General features: G+C 63.7%; 16 protein-coding genes, 1 tRNA gene and 1 other RNA gene. 11 read left to right on the top strand and 7 right to left on the bottom strand.

Annotation, left to right across the window (positions count from 1 at the left end; translation table 11 throughout):
* The first annotated feature begins 62 nt into the window (after positions 1-62).
* Genes HMPREF1023_RS00515 through HMPREF1023_RS00525 form a run of 3 tightly spaced genes read left to right on the top strand, consistent with a single transcriptional unit; the run spans position 63 to position 1,446 of the window.
* Positions 63-518 carry a YhcH/YjgK/YiaL family protein gene (locus tag HMPREF1023_RS00515; protein ID WP_009304165.1) on the top strand — a complete coding sequence of 152 codons (456 nt, stop codon included), beginning with the start codon at positions 63-65 and terminating at the stop codon, positions 516-518.
* Between the two features lie 5 nt (positions 519-523).
* Positions 524-889, top strand: a complete 366-nt coding sequence (locus tag HMPREF1023_RS00520; RefSeq protein WP_009304166.1) for a GIY-YIG nuclease family protein — start codon at positions 524-526, stop codon at positions 887-889.
* Positions 886-1,446: a hypothetical protein gene (locus HMPREF1023_RS00525; RefSeq protein ID WP_009304167.1), complete on the top strand. Its 561-nt coding sequence runs from the start codon at positions 886-888 to the stop codon at positions 1,444-1,446. The genes HMPREF1023_RS00520 and HMPREF1023_RS00525 overlap by 4 nt, the downstream gene beginning before the upstream one ends.
* On the opposite strand, the gene HMPREF1023_RS00530 is transcribed toward HMPREF1023_RS00525, so the two are convergent.
* The gene (locus HMPREF1023_RS00530; protein ID WP_009304168.1) at positions 1,443-3,809 is read right to left on the bottom strand and encodes a bifunctional alpha,alpha-trehalose-phosphate synthase (UDP-forming)/trehalose-phosphatase; all 2,367 of its coding nucleotides are present in this window, start codon (positions 3,807-3,809) and stop codon (positions 1,443-1,445) included. The two genes, HMPREF1023_RS00525 and HMPREF1023_RS00530, sit on opposite strands and share 4 nt — an antisense overlap.
* Before the next feature lie 192 nt (positions 3,810-4,001).
* Between HMPREF1023_RS00530 and HMPREF1023_RS00535 the strand changes: the two genes are divergently transcribed.
* From HMPREF1023_RS00535 to HMPREF1023_RS00550, 4 genes are all read left to right on the top strand, one after another.
* Positions 4,002-4,283 (top strand): hypothetical protein, encoded by a 282-nt coding sequence (locus HMPREF1023_RS00535; protein ID WP_009304169.1) that lies wholly within the window; start codon positions 4,002-4,004, stop codon positions 4,281-4,283.
* Positions 4,284-4,452: 169 nt separating this feature from the next.
* Positions 4,453-5,604, top strand: a complete 1,152-nt coding sequence (locus HMPREF1023_RS00540) for a M42 family metallopeptidase (RefSeq protein WP_009304170.1) — start codon at positions 4,453-4,455, stop codon at positions 5,602-5,604.
* Positions 5,605-5,612: 8 nt separating this feature from the next.
* Positions 5,613-6,080: an SsrA-binding protein SmpB gene (smpB, locus tag HMPREF1023_RS00545; RefSeq protein WP_009304171.1), complete on the top strand. Its 468-nt coding sequence runs from the start codon at positions 5,613-5,615 to the stop codon at positions 6,078-6,080.
* A gap of 62 nt (positions 6,081-6,142) precedes the next feature.
* On the top strand, positions 6,143-6,955 hold the full coding sequence (locus HMPREF1023_RS00550; RefSeq protein ID WP_009304172.1) for a hypothetical protein: 813 nt from the start codon (positions 6,143-6,145) through the stop codon (positions 6,953-6,955).
* Between the two features lie 67 nt (positions 6,956-7,022).
* On the opposite strand, the gene ssrA is transcribed toward HMPREF1023_RS00550, so the two are convergent.
* Positions 7,023-7,391, bottom strand: a transfer-messenger RNA (tmRNA) gene (gene ssrA / locus HMPREF1023_RS15060).
* Between the two features lie 468 nt (positions 7,392-7,859).
* On the opposite strand from ssrA, the gene HMPREF1023_RS00555 reads away from it, so the two are divergent.
* On the top strand, positions 7,860-9,356 hold the full coding sequence (locus HMPREF1023_RS00555; RefSeq protein WP_009304173.1) for a L,D-transpeptidase family protein: 1,497 nt from the start codon (positions 7,860-7,862) through the stop codon (positions 9,354-9,356).
* An 86-nt stretch (positions 9,357-9,442) separates the two neighbouring features.
* Here the strand turns inward: HMPREF1023_RS00555 and ybaK are convergent, their stop codons facing one another.
* Both ybaK and HMPREF1023_RS00565 read right to left on the bottom strand, forming a co-directional pair.
* Positions 9,443-9,928, bottom strand: coding sequence for a Cys-tRNA(Pro) deacylase (ybaK, locus tag HMPREF1023_RS00560; RefSeq protein ID WP_009304174.1), 486 nt, complete (start codon positions 9,926-9,928; stop codon positions 9,443-9,445).
* 18 nt (positions 9,929-9,946) lie between these two features.
* Entirely contained in the window at positions 9,947-10,561 is a 615-nt protein-coding gene (locus HMPREF1023_RS00565; protein WP_009304175.1) for a flavodoxin family protein, read from the bottom strand.
* A 115-nt stretch (positions 10,562-10,676) separates the two neighbouring features.
* On the opposite strand from HMPREF1023_RS00565, the gene murI reads away from it, so the two are divergent.
* From murI to HMPREF1023_RS00580, 3 genes are all read left to right on the top strand, one after another.
* Entirely contained in the window at positions 10,677-11,588 is a 912-nt protein-coding gene (murI, locus tag HMPREF1023_RS00570; RefSeq protein ID WP_009304176.1) for a glutamate racemase, read from the top strand.
* Between the two features lie 32 nt (positions 11,589-11,620).
* Complete coding sequence (gene rdgB, locus HMPREF1023_RS00575; RefSeq protein WP_009304177.1) at positions 11,621-12,217, top strand: RdgB/HAM1 family non-canonical purine NTP pyrophosphatase; 597 nt, start codon at positions 11,621-11,623, stop codon at positions 12,215-12,217.
* Between the two features lie 60 nt (positions 12,218-12,277).
* Positions 12,278-12,354 (top strand) — tRNA-Pro (locus tag HMPREF1023_RS00580).
* Positions 12,355-12,517: 163 nt separating this feature from the next.
* On the opposite strand, the gene HMPREF1023_RS00585 is transcribed toward HMPREF1023_RS00580, so the two are convergent.
* From HMPREF1023_RS00585 to HMPREF1023_RS00595, 3 genes are all read right to left on the bottom strand, one after another.
* On the bottom strand, positions 12,518-13,432 hold the full coding sequence (locus HMPREF1023_RS00585) for a nucleotidyl transferase AbiEii/AbiGii toxin family protein (RefSeq protein ID WP_009608266.1): 915 nt from the start codon (positions 13,430-13,432) through the stop codon (positions 12,518-12,520).
* Positions 13,419-13,958, bottom strand: a complete 540-nt coding sequence (locus tag HMPREF1023_RS00590) for a hypothetical protein (RefSeq protein ID WP_227101028.1) — start codon at positions 13,956-13,958, stop codon at positions 13,419-13,421. Before HMPREF1023_RS00590 ends, HMPREF1023_RS00585 begins: the two co-directional genes overlap by 14 nt.
* A gap of 262 nt (positions 13,959-14,220) precedes the next feature.
* A complete protein-coding gene (locus tag HMPREF1023_RS00595; protein WP_009304180.1) occupies positions 14,221-14,916 on the bottom strand; it encodes a hypothetical protein in 696 nt (231 codons plus the stop codon).
* Between the last annotated feature and the right edge of the window lie 49 nt (positions 14,917-14,965).

Raw genomic sequence — 14,965 nt, forward strand, 5'->3', positions numbered from 1 at the left:
GTCCTCGGGTGTATACTGCGAGTCGCTTTGCGCGCCGTGCACCCGTACCGAAAGGACCGATCATGCTGGTTACCACCCTCGACCATGCCGCTGGCAACGATTACCTCGCCGCGCGTTTTCAGAAGGCGTATGCTTTTTTGAACAGGGATGACCTCGGGTCGCTCCCGCTCGGCCGCGTCGACATCGACGGGGACGCCGTGTTCGCCAACGTGCAGGAATACGACACGGTTCCCGCCGAGGAGAAGCAGCTGGAGGCGCACCGCCGCTACTACGACGTGCAGTTCGTCGTGTCGGGCGAGGAGGTCATGCAGTATGCGCCGCTCGAAGGCCTCGCGAAAGTACAGCCCTTTGACGAAGACGCCGATTTCGGGCTGTACTGCACACCCGAGCGTCCCAGCTCCATCGTGCTGCGTGCGGGCGACGTGGCCGTGCTCGCACCCGAAGACGCCCACAAGCCGGGATGCGCGCTCGACGCCCCATGCTGCGTGCGCAAGATCGTCGTCAAGGTGCTCGTGTAGCGCGCATGGATCCCCGGGCAGAAAACGATCCGTCGTTCTACCTGTACGTGCTCGAATGCGCCGACGGCACATGGTACACGGGCTACACCGTGGACGTCGCCGAACGCGTGCGCGCGCATAACGCCGGCGCGGGCGCGAAGTACACGCGCAGCCGCCTTCCCGTGCGCCTGCTCGCGCAGGCGGCTTACGCGACGAAGCACGAGGCCATGAGCGCCGAGTACCGCTTCAAGCGCCTCACGCGCCGTCAGAAAGAACGGCTCGTGCGCCGTGCCGCGCGCGAGCCGTTCGAGCAGGTTCTGAGCGACCTCATGCCCGCGGCGGGTGTGCGCGAAGACACGGAAGGTGTTGATGTCGGAGGGGAGGCGCGATGAGCCTGCGAAGCGCCGGCGACGACGTCGTTTCCCGGATCGCGCGCTTGTTGGAGCTCGAAGGCGACCGGTGGCGGCCTCATCGGGCGCTCGAGCTGCTGTCGTTCGTGCTGGGCGACCGCGCCCAGGTGGGCGATGCGTCCCGCTACATATTCGCGTACGCGCGCCATCGGGGCTACGACCTGCCGCCGTACCCGTTGGCGGGGTGCGGGGAGATCCGCGCGTTCTTCGCCGACGAGGGCGTGCGCAACGTGCCCGACTGGTACGGGAAGAAGCTCGGGCTCGACGAGCGCGCCTACGAGGCGCTGCCGTCGCAGACCGTCGTCGTGTTGCGCGACCGTGCCGACCGGCGCAAGGCGTTCTTCCTCGACGGCATCCGCTATCGCAACGCCGCCGCCTTCGAGAACCTCGTCGATAGCGGCTTCTCCCGCACGCTTTCCGAAGACGATCTGGAAGCGCTGTTGAGCCGCGTGCTCGCGTTTTTGACCGGCGACGATGCGTCCGTCGAGGCGGAAACGACGGCCGTCGGCCCGCTTCGCGGCTCCTCTTGCGCGTTCTAGCGGACCGGCTCGGCTTCGGCCATCGCTTCCAGCAGCTGGCGCATCTCGGCGCTGTTCTTGAGCGCGAAGCGGGCGCGGGTGGGGCCGCCGCCTATCTTGACGGTCCACGCGTCGTCGGGCGCGGCTTCGAACACGTCCTCGTCGGTGCGGTCGTCGCCGGCCGCCAGCAAGAAGCCGTAGGCGGGGTCGCGGAACCAGCGGTGGGCCGCGTGCCCCTTGTCGACGCCGCGCGGCTTCACCTCGATCACCTTATTGCCGTCCATGAGCGCGATGCCGCGGTCGGCCAGGCCGTCTCCCAGTGCGCATCTGATCTCGATGACGCGCCGTTCGGCCAGCTCTTGGCTGCACATGCGGTAATGCCACACCAGCGAGTAGTCCTTCTCTTCCAGCAGCGATCCGGGCGTGCGGTCGACGAAGTCGGCCAGCACGGGGCGGATGGCGTCCTTCCAGCTGTTGTCGAGCGGTTCCTGCAGCGTCCATGCCCGCCCGCTCGCCGTGCCTCCGTCCGCTTGCGCGGCGAACCAAACGCCGTGCTCGGCCACGAGGTCGACGGGCAGCCGGCCCAGCCATGCCTCGAGCGTGGCGTGGTCGCGCCCCGACACCACCACCACGTCGTTGTCCGCGCTGCCGCCCAGGCGCGCCAGCACGTCCAGCAGCCGTTCGTCGGGCGCGACGCGCGCGGGGTCGTCCGAGAAGGGCATGAGCGTGCCGTCGTAGTCCAGCAGCAGCGCGCGCCGATCCGCGCGGCGGTACGCCTCCAGCAGCCGGCCGGCCGACGTGGGGCCCAGCAGATGCGCGCTCATGCCCGCCTGGCGGCGCTTCACGTCGGCCACGGCATCGAGGAACTCGCGCGCCCACTTCTTCGACGTGTAGCGTGCCAGGCGCTGTTGCATGGGTGCGTTGCGCTTGCGCTGCTCGTCGGGTGGCATGGTGAGCGCCTCCTGCATGGCACGGGCGATGCCCGCGCGGTCGAACGGGTTCACGCACAGAGCCTCGTGCAGCTCGTAGGACGCGCCGGCCATCTCCGACAGCACCAGCACGCCTCCGTCGCCGTCGTGGCAGGCCAGGTACTCCTTGCATACGAGGTTCATGCCGTCGCGCAGCGGGGTGACCAGCATCACGTCGCTCGCGGCGTACAGGCTGACCAGCTGCTCGAACGGCAACGAGCGGTAGTAGTAGTCCACAGGCGTCCAGTCCATCGTTGAGTGTTTGCCGTTCACCTGGCCCACCAGCTCGTCGATGCGCTTCTTGAGCGCGCGGTACGACGCCACGTTCTCGCGCGACGGCACGGTGACCAGCATGAGCACCACGCGACCCTTCCACTCGGGGTGCTTGTCGAGGAACGCGTCGAAGGCGTCCAGCCGCTCGGGAATGCCCTTCGAGTAGTCCAGCCGTTCCACCGACAGCATCACCTTGCAACCTTCGTGTCCCTTCTCGGCCGCGAGCGTTTCCACTGCTGCTTGCACTTCCGGTGTGCGTGCGGCGTCGCGGAAGCGCGCGTAGTCGATGCCGAGCGGGAAGGCGTCCACCTGCACCACGCGTCCGTCAACCGTGAGCGTGCCGCTCGTGTTCTCGATGCCCGCCACGCGCCGGCAGCTGGACAGGAAATGGCGCACGTAGTCGTAGGCATGGAAGCCGATGAGGTCGGCTCCCAGCACGCCGCGGACGATCTCGTCGCGCCACGGCAGCGTGCGGAACGTCTCGTAGTCGGGGAAGGGGATGTGCAGGAAGAACCCGATGGACGCATCCGGCAGTGCCTCTCGCAGCATCGACGGCAGCAGCATGAGGTGGTAGTCCTGGATCCACAGCGTGTCGCCCGGGCGCGCTTCTGCCAGTGCTGCCTCGCAGAACCGTTCGTTCACGCGCCGGTATGCCTCCCATTCTTCCTCGTCGAAGCGGGTGAACTGGGGGAACCCGTGGAACAGCGGCCAGATGGCCGAGTTGGAGAAGCCCTCGTAGTAGGCTTCGGCGTCGCGGTCGTCCAAGAACACCGCGCGGCAATCGCGCTCGTCGAACGCCGCGGCCAGCCGGGCGCGCTCGTCGTCGTCCATGCCCGCATCCGCGTCGGCCCAGCCGATCCAGAGGTTGCCGTCCTGCTCGTGCAAGGGGCCCAGGCCCGTGGCCAGGCCGCCCACGCTGCGCTCGAGCTCGAAGCCGCCTTCGCCGTCGTCTTCGAAACGGTAGGGCAGCCGGTTCGACACGATGATCAGCCGCCCGGCCTCGGGCGCGACGACGCTGCGCGCGTCATGCTGCGCGCGCCGAGCTGCCGCGCTCTCTTCCCGGGGGCGGTCGATGCGCGCGAGGGGTAAGGGGAGCGGCGTGTCGCGCAGAAGGGTCGCCGCGGTGCTGTGAGTGTTTGGCATGGAAGTCCACCTTTGCTGTCTTTTCTGCCATTGTAGGGAAGGCGCCGCCGCTTCCCCGAAGCGGTTGCGCCCTTGTTTCGCTGCCGTCAGGCGGCCGTGAACGCGCCTTTTTCTCGCGCGTTGCGCAGCGGCGGCCGTCGCCTTGGGGTATCATGCGAACAGTGCGAAAACCACGACCGTCGAAGGAAGGATATGCAGACCTACATCGCCCATTACATCTCTCCCGCGGCTGCTGACGTGCGAGGCACGGGGCTCTTCGAGTTCGAAAGCGACTCGCGCGCCAACACGAAGGGGAACCTGCGCGACGCGCGCCTCAAGATGCTGGAGCTGTACGGCAAGGACGCCGTGTCGTGGACCATCGACAGCGTGGAGCGGAAGAAAGCGTCCGTCGCCTCGCAGGACGGCCAACTGGCGCTGGACTTCCGCCCGCCGAAGCCCGAGCGCAAGCGCGCGAAGAAGAAAGAGTACTGGTAGGCCCGCAACGCCCGCCGTCGGCGCCGGACGCTTCATGGTACTCCGGTGACGGCCTCGCTTCATCACCGCGATGAGGTGGCTGCTCGGACGATGCAAGGGCTATACTGGTTCCCATACCGAACGAACGCGCCGCGCCTGCGCGCGGCCTCGCCCAGAACAGGGAGCATTTATGAAGAACAAGCAGGTGAAATTCCTCAAGCAACTGCTCGAGACCCCGTCGGCCACCGGCACCGAGATCGCCGTGGCCGAACTGGTGCGCGAGCGCCTGGCCGGCACGGCCGACGAGATCCAGACCGACGTCATGGGCTCGGTCCATGCCCGCCTGTCGGGCACGGGCGTGGCCCCGTCGCTCATGCTGTCGGCCCACATGGACGAGATCGGCCTCATGGTCACGTACATCTCCGACGAGGGCTTCCTGTCCGTGTCGTCCGTCGGCGGCGTGGACGCGGCCATCCTCCCGGGCATGCGCGTGGACGTGCACGCGTCGAACTCCTTCGAGCCGCTGCGCGGCGTGGTGGGCCGCAAGCCCATCCACCTCATCGAGCCCGACGAGCGCAAGAACGTCACGCCCATCGACAAGCTGGTCATCGACCTCGGCATGCCGGCGAAGCGTGTGAAGAAGCTCGTCATGGTGGGCGACGTCATCACCTTCGGCGTGGGCTTCGAGCGCTTCGGCAAGAACATGGCTGTCTCGCGCGCCTTCGACGACAAGGCGGGCGTGTGGGTCGCCGTGCGCGTGCTGGAGACGCTCGCTAAGGAGGGCCGCGCGCCCGGCGACTTCATCGTGGCCGCCACCGTTCAGGAGGAGATCGGCACGCGTGGCGCCATTACGTCCGCGTACGGCCTAGACCCCGATGTGGCCATCGCGTTCGACGTGACGCACGCCACCGACTATCCCGGCATCGACAAGACGAAGTACGGAAAGATCGTCTGCGGCGAGGGTCCCGTTATCGCGCGCGGCCCCAACATCAACCCGGCTGTGTTCGAGCGCCTCGTGGCGGCGGCCGAGGCCGAGGGTCTGCCGTACCAGATCGAGGCCGAGCCCGGCGTCACCGGCACCGACGCCCGTTCCATCCAGATCTCCCGCGGAGGCGTCCCCACCGGCCTCGTGTCGGTGCCCCTGCGCTACATGCATACGCCCACCGAGGTGGTCAGCCTCGACGACCTCGACGCAACGGTGAAGCTGCTCGCCCGTTTCGCGCGCGACCTGGACGAGGACGCCTGCTTCGTGCCGGGCATGGGCGACGCGGTGACCGAGGGCGACGGCGCTGGCGCCGAGTCCGCTGCGCAGATGCAGTTCGACGAGACGGGCGTGGAGTAGGTACGGCCGTGAAACGCGAAGAGAAGACCATCGCCAAGAACAAGAAGGCGTTCCACGAGTACGAGATCCTCGAGACGCTGGAGGCGGGCATCGAGCTGACGGGCACCGAGGTGCGCTCGCTGCGCGACAACCACTGCCAGCTCACCGACTGCTTCGCACTCATCCGAGACGGCGAGGTGTGGCTGCACAACGTGCACATCCCGCCGTACCTCAACGGCAACATCGCCAATCCCGATCCCGACCGCAAGCGCAAGCTGCTGCTGCACAAGAAGCAGATCCGCCAGCTGCAGGAGCAGGTCAAGGAGAAGGGCATGGCGCTCGTGCCCGTGAAGATGTACTTCAAGGACAACTCGCTCGTGAAGGTGGAGCTGGCCGTGGCGCGCGGCAAGAAGCTCTACGACAAGCGCGCTACCATGGCGGCGCGCGATTCCCGCCGCGAGGTGGAGCGCGCGCTGAAGGAACGCAGCCGCTACTAAGCTGCAACGACGAACCACGCCGCGCTTTGCGCCGACGTGCGAACCACGCGAAGGAGGCCATCATGGGCTTGGACGAGGAACTGGAAACCATCGAGGACGGCGCCGAGACGGAAGCCGAGCAGATCGACCAGGAGACCGAACTCGAGGACGTCGAAGAGTTCCAAAACGACGAGGAGTTCGATCCTTCCGACGACGAGACCGACCTCGAGGAAGCCTACGAGGGCTTCTTCGCCGAGGAAGGCCCCGACGGAGAGGGCGAGACGTCGCTCGACGGCGAGGACGGGGGCCTGGCGGCCGTCGCGTCGCAGGCGGCGGGCATCGACCTGTCCGAGGAGGGCTTCCATATCGTCGACGGCGACGAGGCCGACGAGGAGGCGCAGCTCTACGAGAACGGCTCGCTCGACAGCTACGATGCCGATGCGCTGAACGAGGACGGCGACGCGACCGCCGGCTCCGTGCCTGAGGTCGACGAGGCGAACGCCCTCGAAGAGCTGGAGGACGGCCAAGACGACGACGTGCAGGACGTGGTCATCATCGAGCCGAGCGCCGAGGACGACGGCTACGAACTGGTGGAGCTCGAGCTCGACGATGACGACATCGTGCGCTACATCGAGGACGAGGACGGCGACGTCATCGGCTTCGTGCTCATGGAGGACGGCGAAGAGGCGGAGTACTACTACGTCGAAGAGGACGAGGAAGAAGCCGAAGAAGAGGACAACCCCTACGATCTGGGCATCACGAAGGAAGGTGTGGCCGAGGCCACGAACGATATGAACGCCATCTACAAGGACGGCATCGCCGTGGCGGCCGAGCTCAAGGGCGCCTTCGACGACATCAAGAGCGCGCTCGACTTCACGTCTTTTTTGAAGAAGTAGCCTGACGCAGCCTAGGAAACGCAAAGGAGCCCCGCCGGCTGCGCGCCGACGGGGCTCCTGTCGTCAGTGGTGGAGGCGCGGAGAATCGAACTCCGGTCCATACTACCTTCTCCATGAGGCTCTACAAGCTTAGTCCGTGGTCGGGATTCGGATGCGGCCGGCCCGCGGACAAGCGAGACGCACCCTAGCCGGTTCGATCTTTGCCTGAGCCATACCGGCTACGTGCTCAAGCGCATTCCCCTAGGTTGATGCCGGACCGAGGGGCGGGGAAGTCCCAAGGCCGACAGCCAGGCGCTATTAAGCAGCCATGGCGAGCGCCGGAGCGCTCTGAGTGTTGTTCTTGCCAATTAAATTGACGGTACCCCTGTTTAACGTGGCGAGGAGACCACGACCTGCTCCTCATTTCAAACGTACCATGTCGAAACCAGTCGCCCCCAGAAGAAGTGCGGGGTCGAAGGCCCACCTTGTCAATGTTCCCGCGGCTTTGCCGCGAACATCTATTCTATCCGCAGGCCGGCGTTTGTCAAGGATGATCGTGAGGCCGTGAACGAAGCGATGGCTGCGGCATCGCGGTGGAGCTTGCGGACGCCTCGTGCACGCCCCATGTCGAAATTGTGACAATCGCAGCCCGGTCGGAAAGCGAACCGTTTTGTTACAGGAGAATTACCCCCGACTTGCTACAATGGACGGAAGACCGAGACGTTTGAGAGTGATTATGAGCGAAAACAAGTCTGACAAGCCGTCGCGCGGTCGTCACGCCGCCGGCGCTCATCGCAACGATGGCGCGAGCAGCGGGCCTCTTCCGCAAACGCGACCGAAACCCGTCGTCCCTCCCGTGCAGCCTACGGCCGCCATGCCGCCGACCGCTTCGCCGTCGCGACCCGCCTCGGGGCAGGAGCCTCCGATGCGCTATGCAACCGACCAGGTGTTCAAGCCGCTCGATCCCATGCGCCCGGTCGATACGGCTCAGGCGTTCGCCGTCGAGCGCAAGCGCAAGCCCTTGAAGATCCTCGGCATAACGTTCGGCGCGATCATTGCACTGCTTCTGATCGCGTATGCGGGCGTAGCGTTGTACTTCACCGACCGCTTCATGCCGAATTCGAACATCGGCGACATCAACGTGTCGCTCATGAGCGCGGGAGATGCCGAGAAAGTGCTGGTCGATTCCATCAAGGACTATGCCTTGTCCATCGACGGCCAGGGATTCTCGCTCAAGCTCACGGCCAGCGATGCGGGCCTGTCCATCGACGAGGGCAAGGTAGTACGCGACATGCTTTCCGACATGAACCCGTGGGCATGGCCGTTCGAACTGCAGAAAGACCACGACGAGACGGCCAAGCTCGTGGCCACGTACAACGGCACCGGTCTGGAAGACGTAATCCGTTCTGCGGTCGCAGCGTTCAACGAAGGAGCTGCGCAGCCTGTGAACGCGACGATCGGCTTCGACGATGCGCAGGCCTCCTTCGTCATCAAGCCCGAAGCCGTGGGCACGGCGCTCGATGCCGACGCGGTGATCAAAGCCGCCGATGAAGCGGTGGCCGATCTCGATCCGCACGTGAAGCTCACTTCCGAACAGCTGCTGAAGCCGACGGTGCTGTCCACCGATCCGAAGCTCACTTCTGCAGCTGACTCGGCGAACACCATGATCAAAGCCGATCTTGAGCTGCTCATGGCCGGTACAGTCGCCGGAACCGTGGACGCGAGCCTGATCTCCCAATGGGTTTCGCTCGACGACGAGCTGGCGGTCACGCTCGATGAAGGCGCGCTGACGGCTTGGGTCGACGAGCTGGCGGCCGCCTGCAACACCGTCGGCACGCAGCGCACCTACACACGGTCTGACGGCAAGGTGGTCACGGTGGCCGGCGGCACGTACGGGTGGGAAGTGGACAAGGACGCCCTGCTCGCCTTGGTGAAGGACGGCGTGGCGAACGGCGCCGCGAACACGGTGGACATCCCGTGCACGCAGACGGGCGACGCGTACAACGGCGCGGGCAGCCGGGATTGGGGCGCTCGTTACATGGACGTCGACCTGTCCGAGCAGCATGCGCGCTTGTACGACGCGTCGGGTGCCGTTATCTGGGAGTCCGACATCATCACCGGCAAGCCTGACGGCGAGCACGACACGCCGACGGGCGTCTACATGGTGAACGCCAAGCAGAGTCCGTCGAAGTTAATCGGCTACAACGGCAACGAGAAGATCTACGAGACCGAGGTGCAGTACTGGATGCCGTTCGTTGGCAACTACATTGGGTTCCACGACGCCGATTGGCAGCCTGCGTTTGGCGGAACGCTGTACGCCGACGGCGTAGGCAGCCATGGCTGCGTGAACCTGCCGCCGTCGAAGGCAGCCGAGCTCTACGGCATGCTGTCGTCGGGCGACACGGTTGTGTCGCACTGGTAAAGCAGCGCTCCGATCCTACGCAACGGGCCCGCATCGAGCGGGCCCGTTTTTCGTCGCGAATAGGAATGATTAGCGTTCAGGCGTTTTCACACCACGGTGAGATCGGCCACGGCGAGGGGCACCGCGCGCGCCAGGTCGTCAGGCGTCATCTCGATCTGGCATCCGATGCGGCCGCCCGAGAATGCGATGCGCTCATGCAGCTGGCATGTCTCGTCGATGGCGGTGGGGAAGGCCTTTTTCATGCCGAGAGGCGAGCAGCCCCCGTGTACGTAGCCGGTCAAGGGCAGCAGCTCGCGCGAGCGGATCATCGCCACGGCTTTTTCGTTCACGACGTTTGCCGCCTTCTTGAGATCCAGCTCGCAGGCTACGGGGATCATGAACACGTAATGCTCGCCCGATTTGCCGCGCGTGACCAGCGTCTTGAACACGGTGTCCGGATCGAGTTCCAGTATGCGCGCCACTTCCACGCCCGAGACGGCCTCGGGGCAGTCGAAGAAGCGCGCTTCGTACGGCGTTCCCGCCGCATCGAGCACGCGCATGGCGTTCGTCTTGCGGTCGTGTTCTTTGGACATGGCTTTCTCGCGTTCGCGCTAGCGGATGAAGCTCGTCATGATCTTCTGCTCGACGTTCGGCGCAGGCACAGCGGACGTCGCCTGCAACATCCAGGCCATGTTCGTGCCCAGCACGCGCATGATCTGCAGACCCTCGGCATCCTGCCGTACGTCTTCGACGCTTCGGCCGTGCACCATGGGCCAGTAGTTGGACGATACCACCGGCATGCAGTTGATCTGGAAATACTTGTTGATCTGGTCGATGGCGGGCGTAGTGCCGGCGCGGCGCGCGGAGGCGACGGCGGCAGCGGGCTTGAAGCGCAGCCGTGCCGAGGCGGCGTAGAACAGGCGGTCGAGCACGGCCAGCAGGGCGCCGTTCGCTCCCGCGTAGAACACCGGCGTGCCGACGACGAGGCCGTCGGCTTCCACTGCCTTCTCGATGAGCCCGTTCGCCACGTCGTCGTCGAAGATGCAGCGGTTGTCGCCGCGCTTGGAGCAACCGCCGCAGCCCAGGCAGCCGCGAACGGGGTCGCGCCCGATCCAGGCGATCTCGGTGTCGACGCCTTGCGCTTCCAGCGCGCCGGCTACTTCGGACAGCGCGGTGTAGGTGCAGCGCTTCTCGTTCGGACTCCCGTTGACCAGCAGAACTTTCATGAGCCTCGCCTCGTTTCTCGTCTTGCTTCTTTCGCTCGTGAACCAGGTTAGCAGAAACTATGACCGGCCGGTATCGATTGCAAACAACGAACGAACCCTGCGGTATACTGGGGCGATGGATACCAACGAGACAACGATAGAGCCGCTCGAAGGCGCGGATGCGCCGCGCTTCGACAACGCGCCCATCGGCGTGTTCGACTCGGGGTTCGGCGGCCTTACCGTGGCGCGCGAGATCGCCAAGGAGCTGCCGCGCGAATCCATCGTCTACCTGGGAGATTCGGCACGCTGCCCCTACGGGCCGCGCAGCTTGGACGAGGTCGACGGCTTCGTGCAGCAGATCGGCGCGTGGCTGGTCGAGCGCGGGGTGAAGCTCGTCGTCATCGCGTGCAACACGGCCACGGCGGCCGGCCTGGCGCATGCGCAGCGGACGTTTCCCGTGCCGGTCATCGGCGTGGTGGAGCCGGGCGCCCGCGCCGCGGCCCATGCCACGAAGAACCGCCGCGTGGGCGTGATCGCCACGAAGGCCACGGTGGAGTCGGACGCCTACACCAAGGCAATCCGCCACCTCGACGCCGGCATTACCGTGTTCTCCACGGCCACGCCGCGTTTCGTGGAGATAGCCGAGCAGGGCCTGCGCATGGCCGAGGGCCCCATCGAGGATTTCACCTCCCTCGTGTCCACCGTGTACATCCGTCCCGCGTTCCAGGAGATCGCCCGCGAGTACCTTGAGCCGCTGCGCCGCTGCGACATCGACACGCTCGTGCTGGGGTGCACGCACTTCCCGCTGCTCAAGGCGCTTATCGGCGGCGTGGTGGGACGCGAGGTCACGCTGATCTCGTCGGCGCAGGAGGCGGCTCACGACGTGGCGCATATCCTTTCGCGCCGCGGCGCGCTGGCCTCGGAAGATCACGAGCCGAGCTACGACTTCTACACGACGGGGGAGGACGTGGAGGAATTCCGCAGCTTCGGCGCGCGCGTGTTCCGCACCGACATCGACCGGGTCGGACGCGTCGCGTTCCCCTCGTAACGCAACCGTTCAAGGAGAAGGAGCTTCACCGTATGAAGACTATCGTCATCGCCAGCAACAACGCGCACAAGGCTGAGGAGATAGCCACGGCGCTTGCGTTTCCCGGTTGGGAGTTCCGCACGCTGCGCCAGCTGGGGCTGGACTCCGACCCGGCCGAGGACGCCGATACGTTCGAAGGCAACGCGCGCATCAAGGCGCAGGCCGCTCGTGCGGCCAGCGGCGGCTTGGCCGTGCTCGCGGACGACTCGGGGCTTGCCGTGGACGCGCTGGACGGTGCGCCCGGCGTGCACTCGGCGCGCTACGCGGGCGAGCCGTGCGACGACGCGGCGAACAACGCCAAGCTGCTTGCTGAATTGGCCGACGTACCCGACGAGAAGCGCACGGGTCGCTTCGTGTGCACGCTCGTGTTCATCGACGAAGACGGCGCCGAGACGGTCGCGCGCGGCACGATAGAGGGACGCATCGGCCGCGAGGAGCGCGGCGATCACGGCTTCGGGTACGACCCGCTATTCCTTCCCGACGTGTTCGAAGACGGCCGCACCCTGGCCGAGGCTTTGCCCGAGGAGAAGAACGCCGTGTCCCATCGCGGCAACGCCCTCCGTGAGCTGCGCGCGAAGCTGGAGAAGTAGCCTTTCGCCCTGCTTCGCGTTCGCGAGACTTCTGGTATACTGGCTTGTGCTGTTTTGCGTCGGGATGTGGCGCAGTTTGGTAGCGCGCCTGCTTTGGGAGCAGGATGTCGCAGGTTCGAATCCTGTCATCCCGACCATCTTTCTTTTATTCCAAGATCCGCTGCTAAGCCAATATCGGCATACCGCTGCACCGATCCTGGCGGGTTATGTGTCGGCTCAACGTTGGATTCTGGGAATCGATTTGCTGCATAAGGTGACGGGTCGATCTCGCAAGCGTTTCTGGCTACATTATTGGGTTGCTCAATGTACGCTGATAGTACGTGCGAACTCAGCGATCAACAGAATAGATCTTGCTGCCGCCTCATAGGGTACGGCTTCGAATAGCAAGTGCGCGGTTACGTTCTCGTAATCGTCGCGGTACGCATCTTCTTTTATCATTGCTTCCAGGACGGACGGGATATCCACGTCGTCTTGTGCGGAGAAGCATCCATGCGAACTCTTGCGCTGCAGGCGCACCTTATCGAAAAGGACAGCGAGGGTTTCGTCGAAGGACACGACGGATGAGAGCTTGTTGAGGTCGTAGATATGCCTCGATTGCCGAGGCGGGATCGGGCCTGCCAGGTAGTAGTCGCACAGTGCGAATATTTTATCGACGAAGGTTCGTTCGATGGAGTTCGCCAAGAGCTCGAACGGTTCGAGTCCGTACTCTGAGACGACATCGTGAAAGCCTTCGTCAATACAAAGGCGGTACAGGTAGCTGTCGACGGCCTTTGTGACCGCCGGGGATGCCGGGGTCATGACCGCCGTCTCGATTATCAGAGCGTCGTTGCCGAATCCGCCAGCGATCGTTGGAAGCGGTACGAGGTACTTGTTGAACTCGCGCCGGCTTCGGGTTTCGTCAAGGTTGGAGACGGCGAGCCCCATCTTTTCTGCAGCGCGCGTGACCGCGAGCTTCATGCGCTTGCGCTGCCCTTCGGTCGCGTGCTCGACCTCCAGGCCGAGGTCGACGTCTTCCGAGAACCGCGCGATGGCGTTGTGGCATTTCGAGAGGCAGGTGCCTCCTTTGAACACGATCTCCGGATACTCTTGCGTGATGAGTTTCAGCGCCAAGAATATGAAGTAGTCCTTGATGACGAACGCTTCAGCGAGAGCGTAGCGCTTCGCGGCTCTTGCGACGAGCTCGTCCCATTCTTTCTGGTTTTCATGCAAGTACACCGTTCGCCTCGCTTTCGAGGAGCCTCAAGGCTGTTTTACCCGGATAGCGTTTCGCGCATTCTACCACCTTTTGCCTGTCCACCTTCGAGGCGAACTCCTTGAGCCGTGCGAGCTCGTCTGGGGCGAGACGGTTGACGGGCGCGTAGGTCAAGATGTCGAGCAGCTGCAGCGCCTCGACGTTGCCAGCGTTCACGGGGATCTTGGGACGGCGCAGGGTGATCTCGCGGTAGCCTCCGTACGGCTCGATCCTGCGCGATCGGGTGGACTCGCGGTTGGTGACGATCTCGAGCGTGCCGGGAACCTGGTTCGAGATGCCGATCTGGTTTTCGAGGGCCAGACCGGTGACATAGCCGTATACTTCGCAGCCGTCCGTCAGGTACTTCTTTTCGAGTATCTTCGCATCGCTAAGCGTAGACGGGCCGAATCGCGTTTCAATGGGGATGTAATAGACGCCCTTGCGGGGCTTTGCCAGCCTCGAAGAGGCCACGGCGTTGCGGAGGCGGCGGTAGAGCGTTGCCTCGGACATGCCGGGGAATGCTCCCCGTATCTCGTCGAGGAGGATAGGGCGGCCCGAGCCGAAGGCTCGTTCGAGTATGTTGACGAAGTCTTCCATATGGTTGATGGTAGCATGTGGTAGTAAATTCTACAAGTTTTATAAAATTCACTATCAATCAATCATGTCGAGGGCGAAAGACGTATTAAGGTGGTTGGAATCCTGCCACCTTAAGTGCCTCGGGGGGGGGTAATCCGCAATCTTCGGCGAATGCCCGTCTGTATCGCCTTCAGTGCTATTCGTTTATGTTTTCTATTAGCTTCGTGGCGTATTCAATAAAATCGGGATCGTTCAGCATTTTGTGTTCTACAGCCTCGTCCATGGTTGCACCGATTCTTTTTCGTCTTGATGCTACGGTGGATGGATTTGCATTGAACAAGGAAGCGATCTCGCTATTGAGATGATCTTCGATGACGAAAAGCGTGTAAAGGTCACCGTCGGAAAGGTCGGCTAGGCTTAGTTCCTCACCGCGGTTTTTTCGTCGCAATAAGCTTTTGTACAAAGGGTCGTTGGGTCGTCTTTCTTTCTCGAAATCAATAAAGGGCTTTACTAAATCAGGCTGATCGTCATCTTCGTCGCTTTCGAAGTCGTAATAATTGATACATGAATTATTTTCGTCGCTCAAGATGGTAGATAATGAAGCATGATTGCTCCCGAAAAGGCGAAAGCTTATCCATTGAAGAGGGATCGCATGGTTAGGGAAGGAGCCTATCTCGGCGATTGAGTGAAGGAATATCTCATCGACATCGTAAAAGATATCGGAGTTATTGCGCAGCTGCAACAGCATTTCCCGAAACTTCTTCTCGGCAGTATCTATGTCTTTCGCCTTGACGATTGCTTGAAAGATGGCAACTCCATCATCGCGAGCTTCTTTTTCGTCGGATAAAGCATTGCCATATTCGGTGTGCTCAAACAGCGCGACATAGTACATGGTTACCCTCTCAAACGAAACATTGTCTCTGACTGTCTTTATAATACTT

It is taken from the genome of Eggerthella sp. 1_3_56FAA (assembly GCF_000185625.1).
Taxonomy (GTDB): Bacteria; Actinomycetota; Coriobacteriia; order Coriobacteriales; family Eggerthellaceae; genus Eggerthella; species Eggerthella lenta.

Bases quoted from the DNA above. Each gene is read 5' to 3' on its own strand.
- HMPREF1023_RS00540 (WP_009304170.1), top strand. From the start codon at position 4,453: ATGAAGAACAAGCAGGTGAAATTCCTCAAGCAACTGCTCGAGACCCCG.
- ybaK (WP_009304174.1), bottom strand. From the start codon at position 9,928: ATGTCCAAAGAACACGACCGCAAGACGAACGCCATGCGCGTGCTCGAT.
- HMPREF1023_RS00520 (WP_009304166.1), top strand. From the start codon at position 524: ATGGATCCCCGGGCAGAAAACGATCCGTCGTTCTACCTGTACGTGCTC.
- rdgB (WP_009304177.1), top strand. From the start codon at position 11,621: ATGAAGACTATCGTCATCGCCAGCAACAACGCGCACAAGGCTGAGGAG.
- HMPREF1023_RS00525 (WP_009304167.1), top strand. From the start codon at position 886: ATGAGCCTGCGAAGCGCCGGCGACGACGTCGTTTCCCGGATCGCGCGC.
- murI (WP_009304176.1), top strand. From the start codon at position 10,677: ATGGATACCAACGAGACAACGATAGAGCCGCTCGAAGGCGCGGATGCG.
- HMPREF1023_RS00555 (WP_009304173.1), top strand. From the start codon at position 7,860: ATGCGCTATGCAACCGACCAGGTGTTCAAGCCGCTCGATCCCATGCGC.
- HMPREF1023_RS00515 (WP_009304165.1), top strand. From the start codon at position 63: ATGCTGGTTACCACCCTCGACCATGCCGCTGGCAACGATTACCTCGCC.
- HMPREF1023_RS00535 (WP_009304169.1), top strand. From the start codon at position 4,002: ATGCAGACCTACATCGCCCATTACATCTCTCCCGCGGCTGCTGACGTG.
- HMPREF1023_RS00590 (WP_227101028.1), bottom strand. From the start codon at position 13,958: ATGTCCGAGGCAACGCTCTACCGCCGCCTCCGCAACGCCGTGGCCTCT.
- HMPREF1023_RS00530 (WP_009304168.1), bottom strand. From the start codon at position 3,809: ATGCCAAACACTCACAGCACCGCGGCGACCCTTCTGCGCGACACGCCG.
- HMPREF1023_RS00565 (WP_009304175.1), bottom strand. From the start codon at position 10,561: ATGAAAGTTCTGCTGGTCAACGGGAGTCCGAACGAGAAGCGCTGCACC.
- HMPREF1023_RS00550 (WP_009304172.1), top strand. From the start codon at position 6,143: ATGGGCTTGGACGAGGAACTGGAAACCATCGAGGACGGCGCCGAGACG.
- HMPREF1023_RS00595 (WP_009304180.1), bottom strand. From the start codon at position 14,916: ATGTACTATGTCGCGCTGTTTGAGCACACCGAATATGGCAATGCTTTA.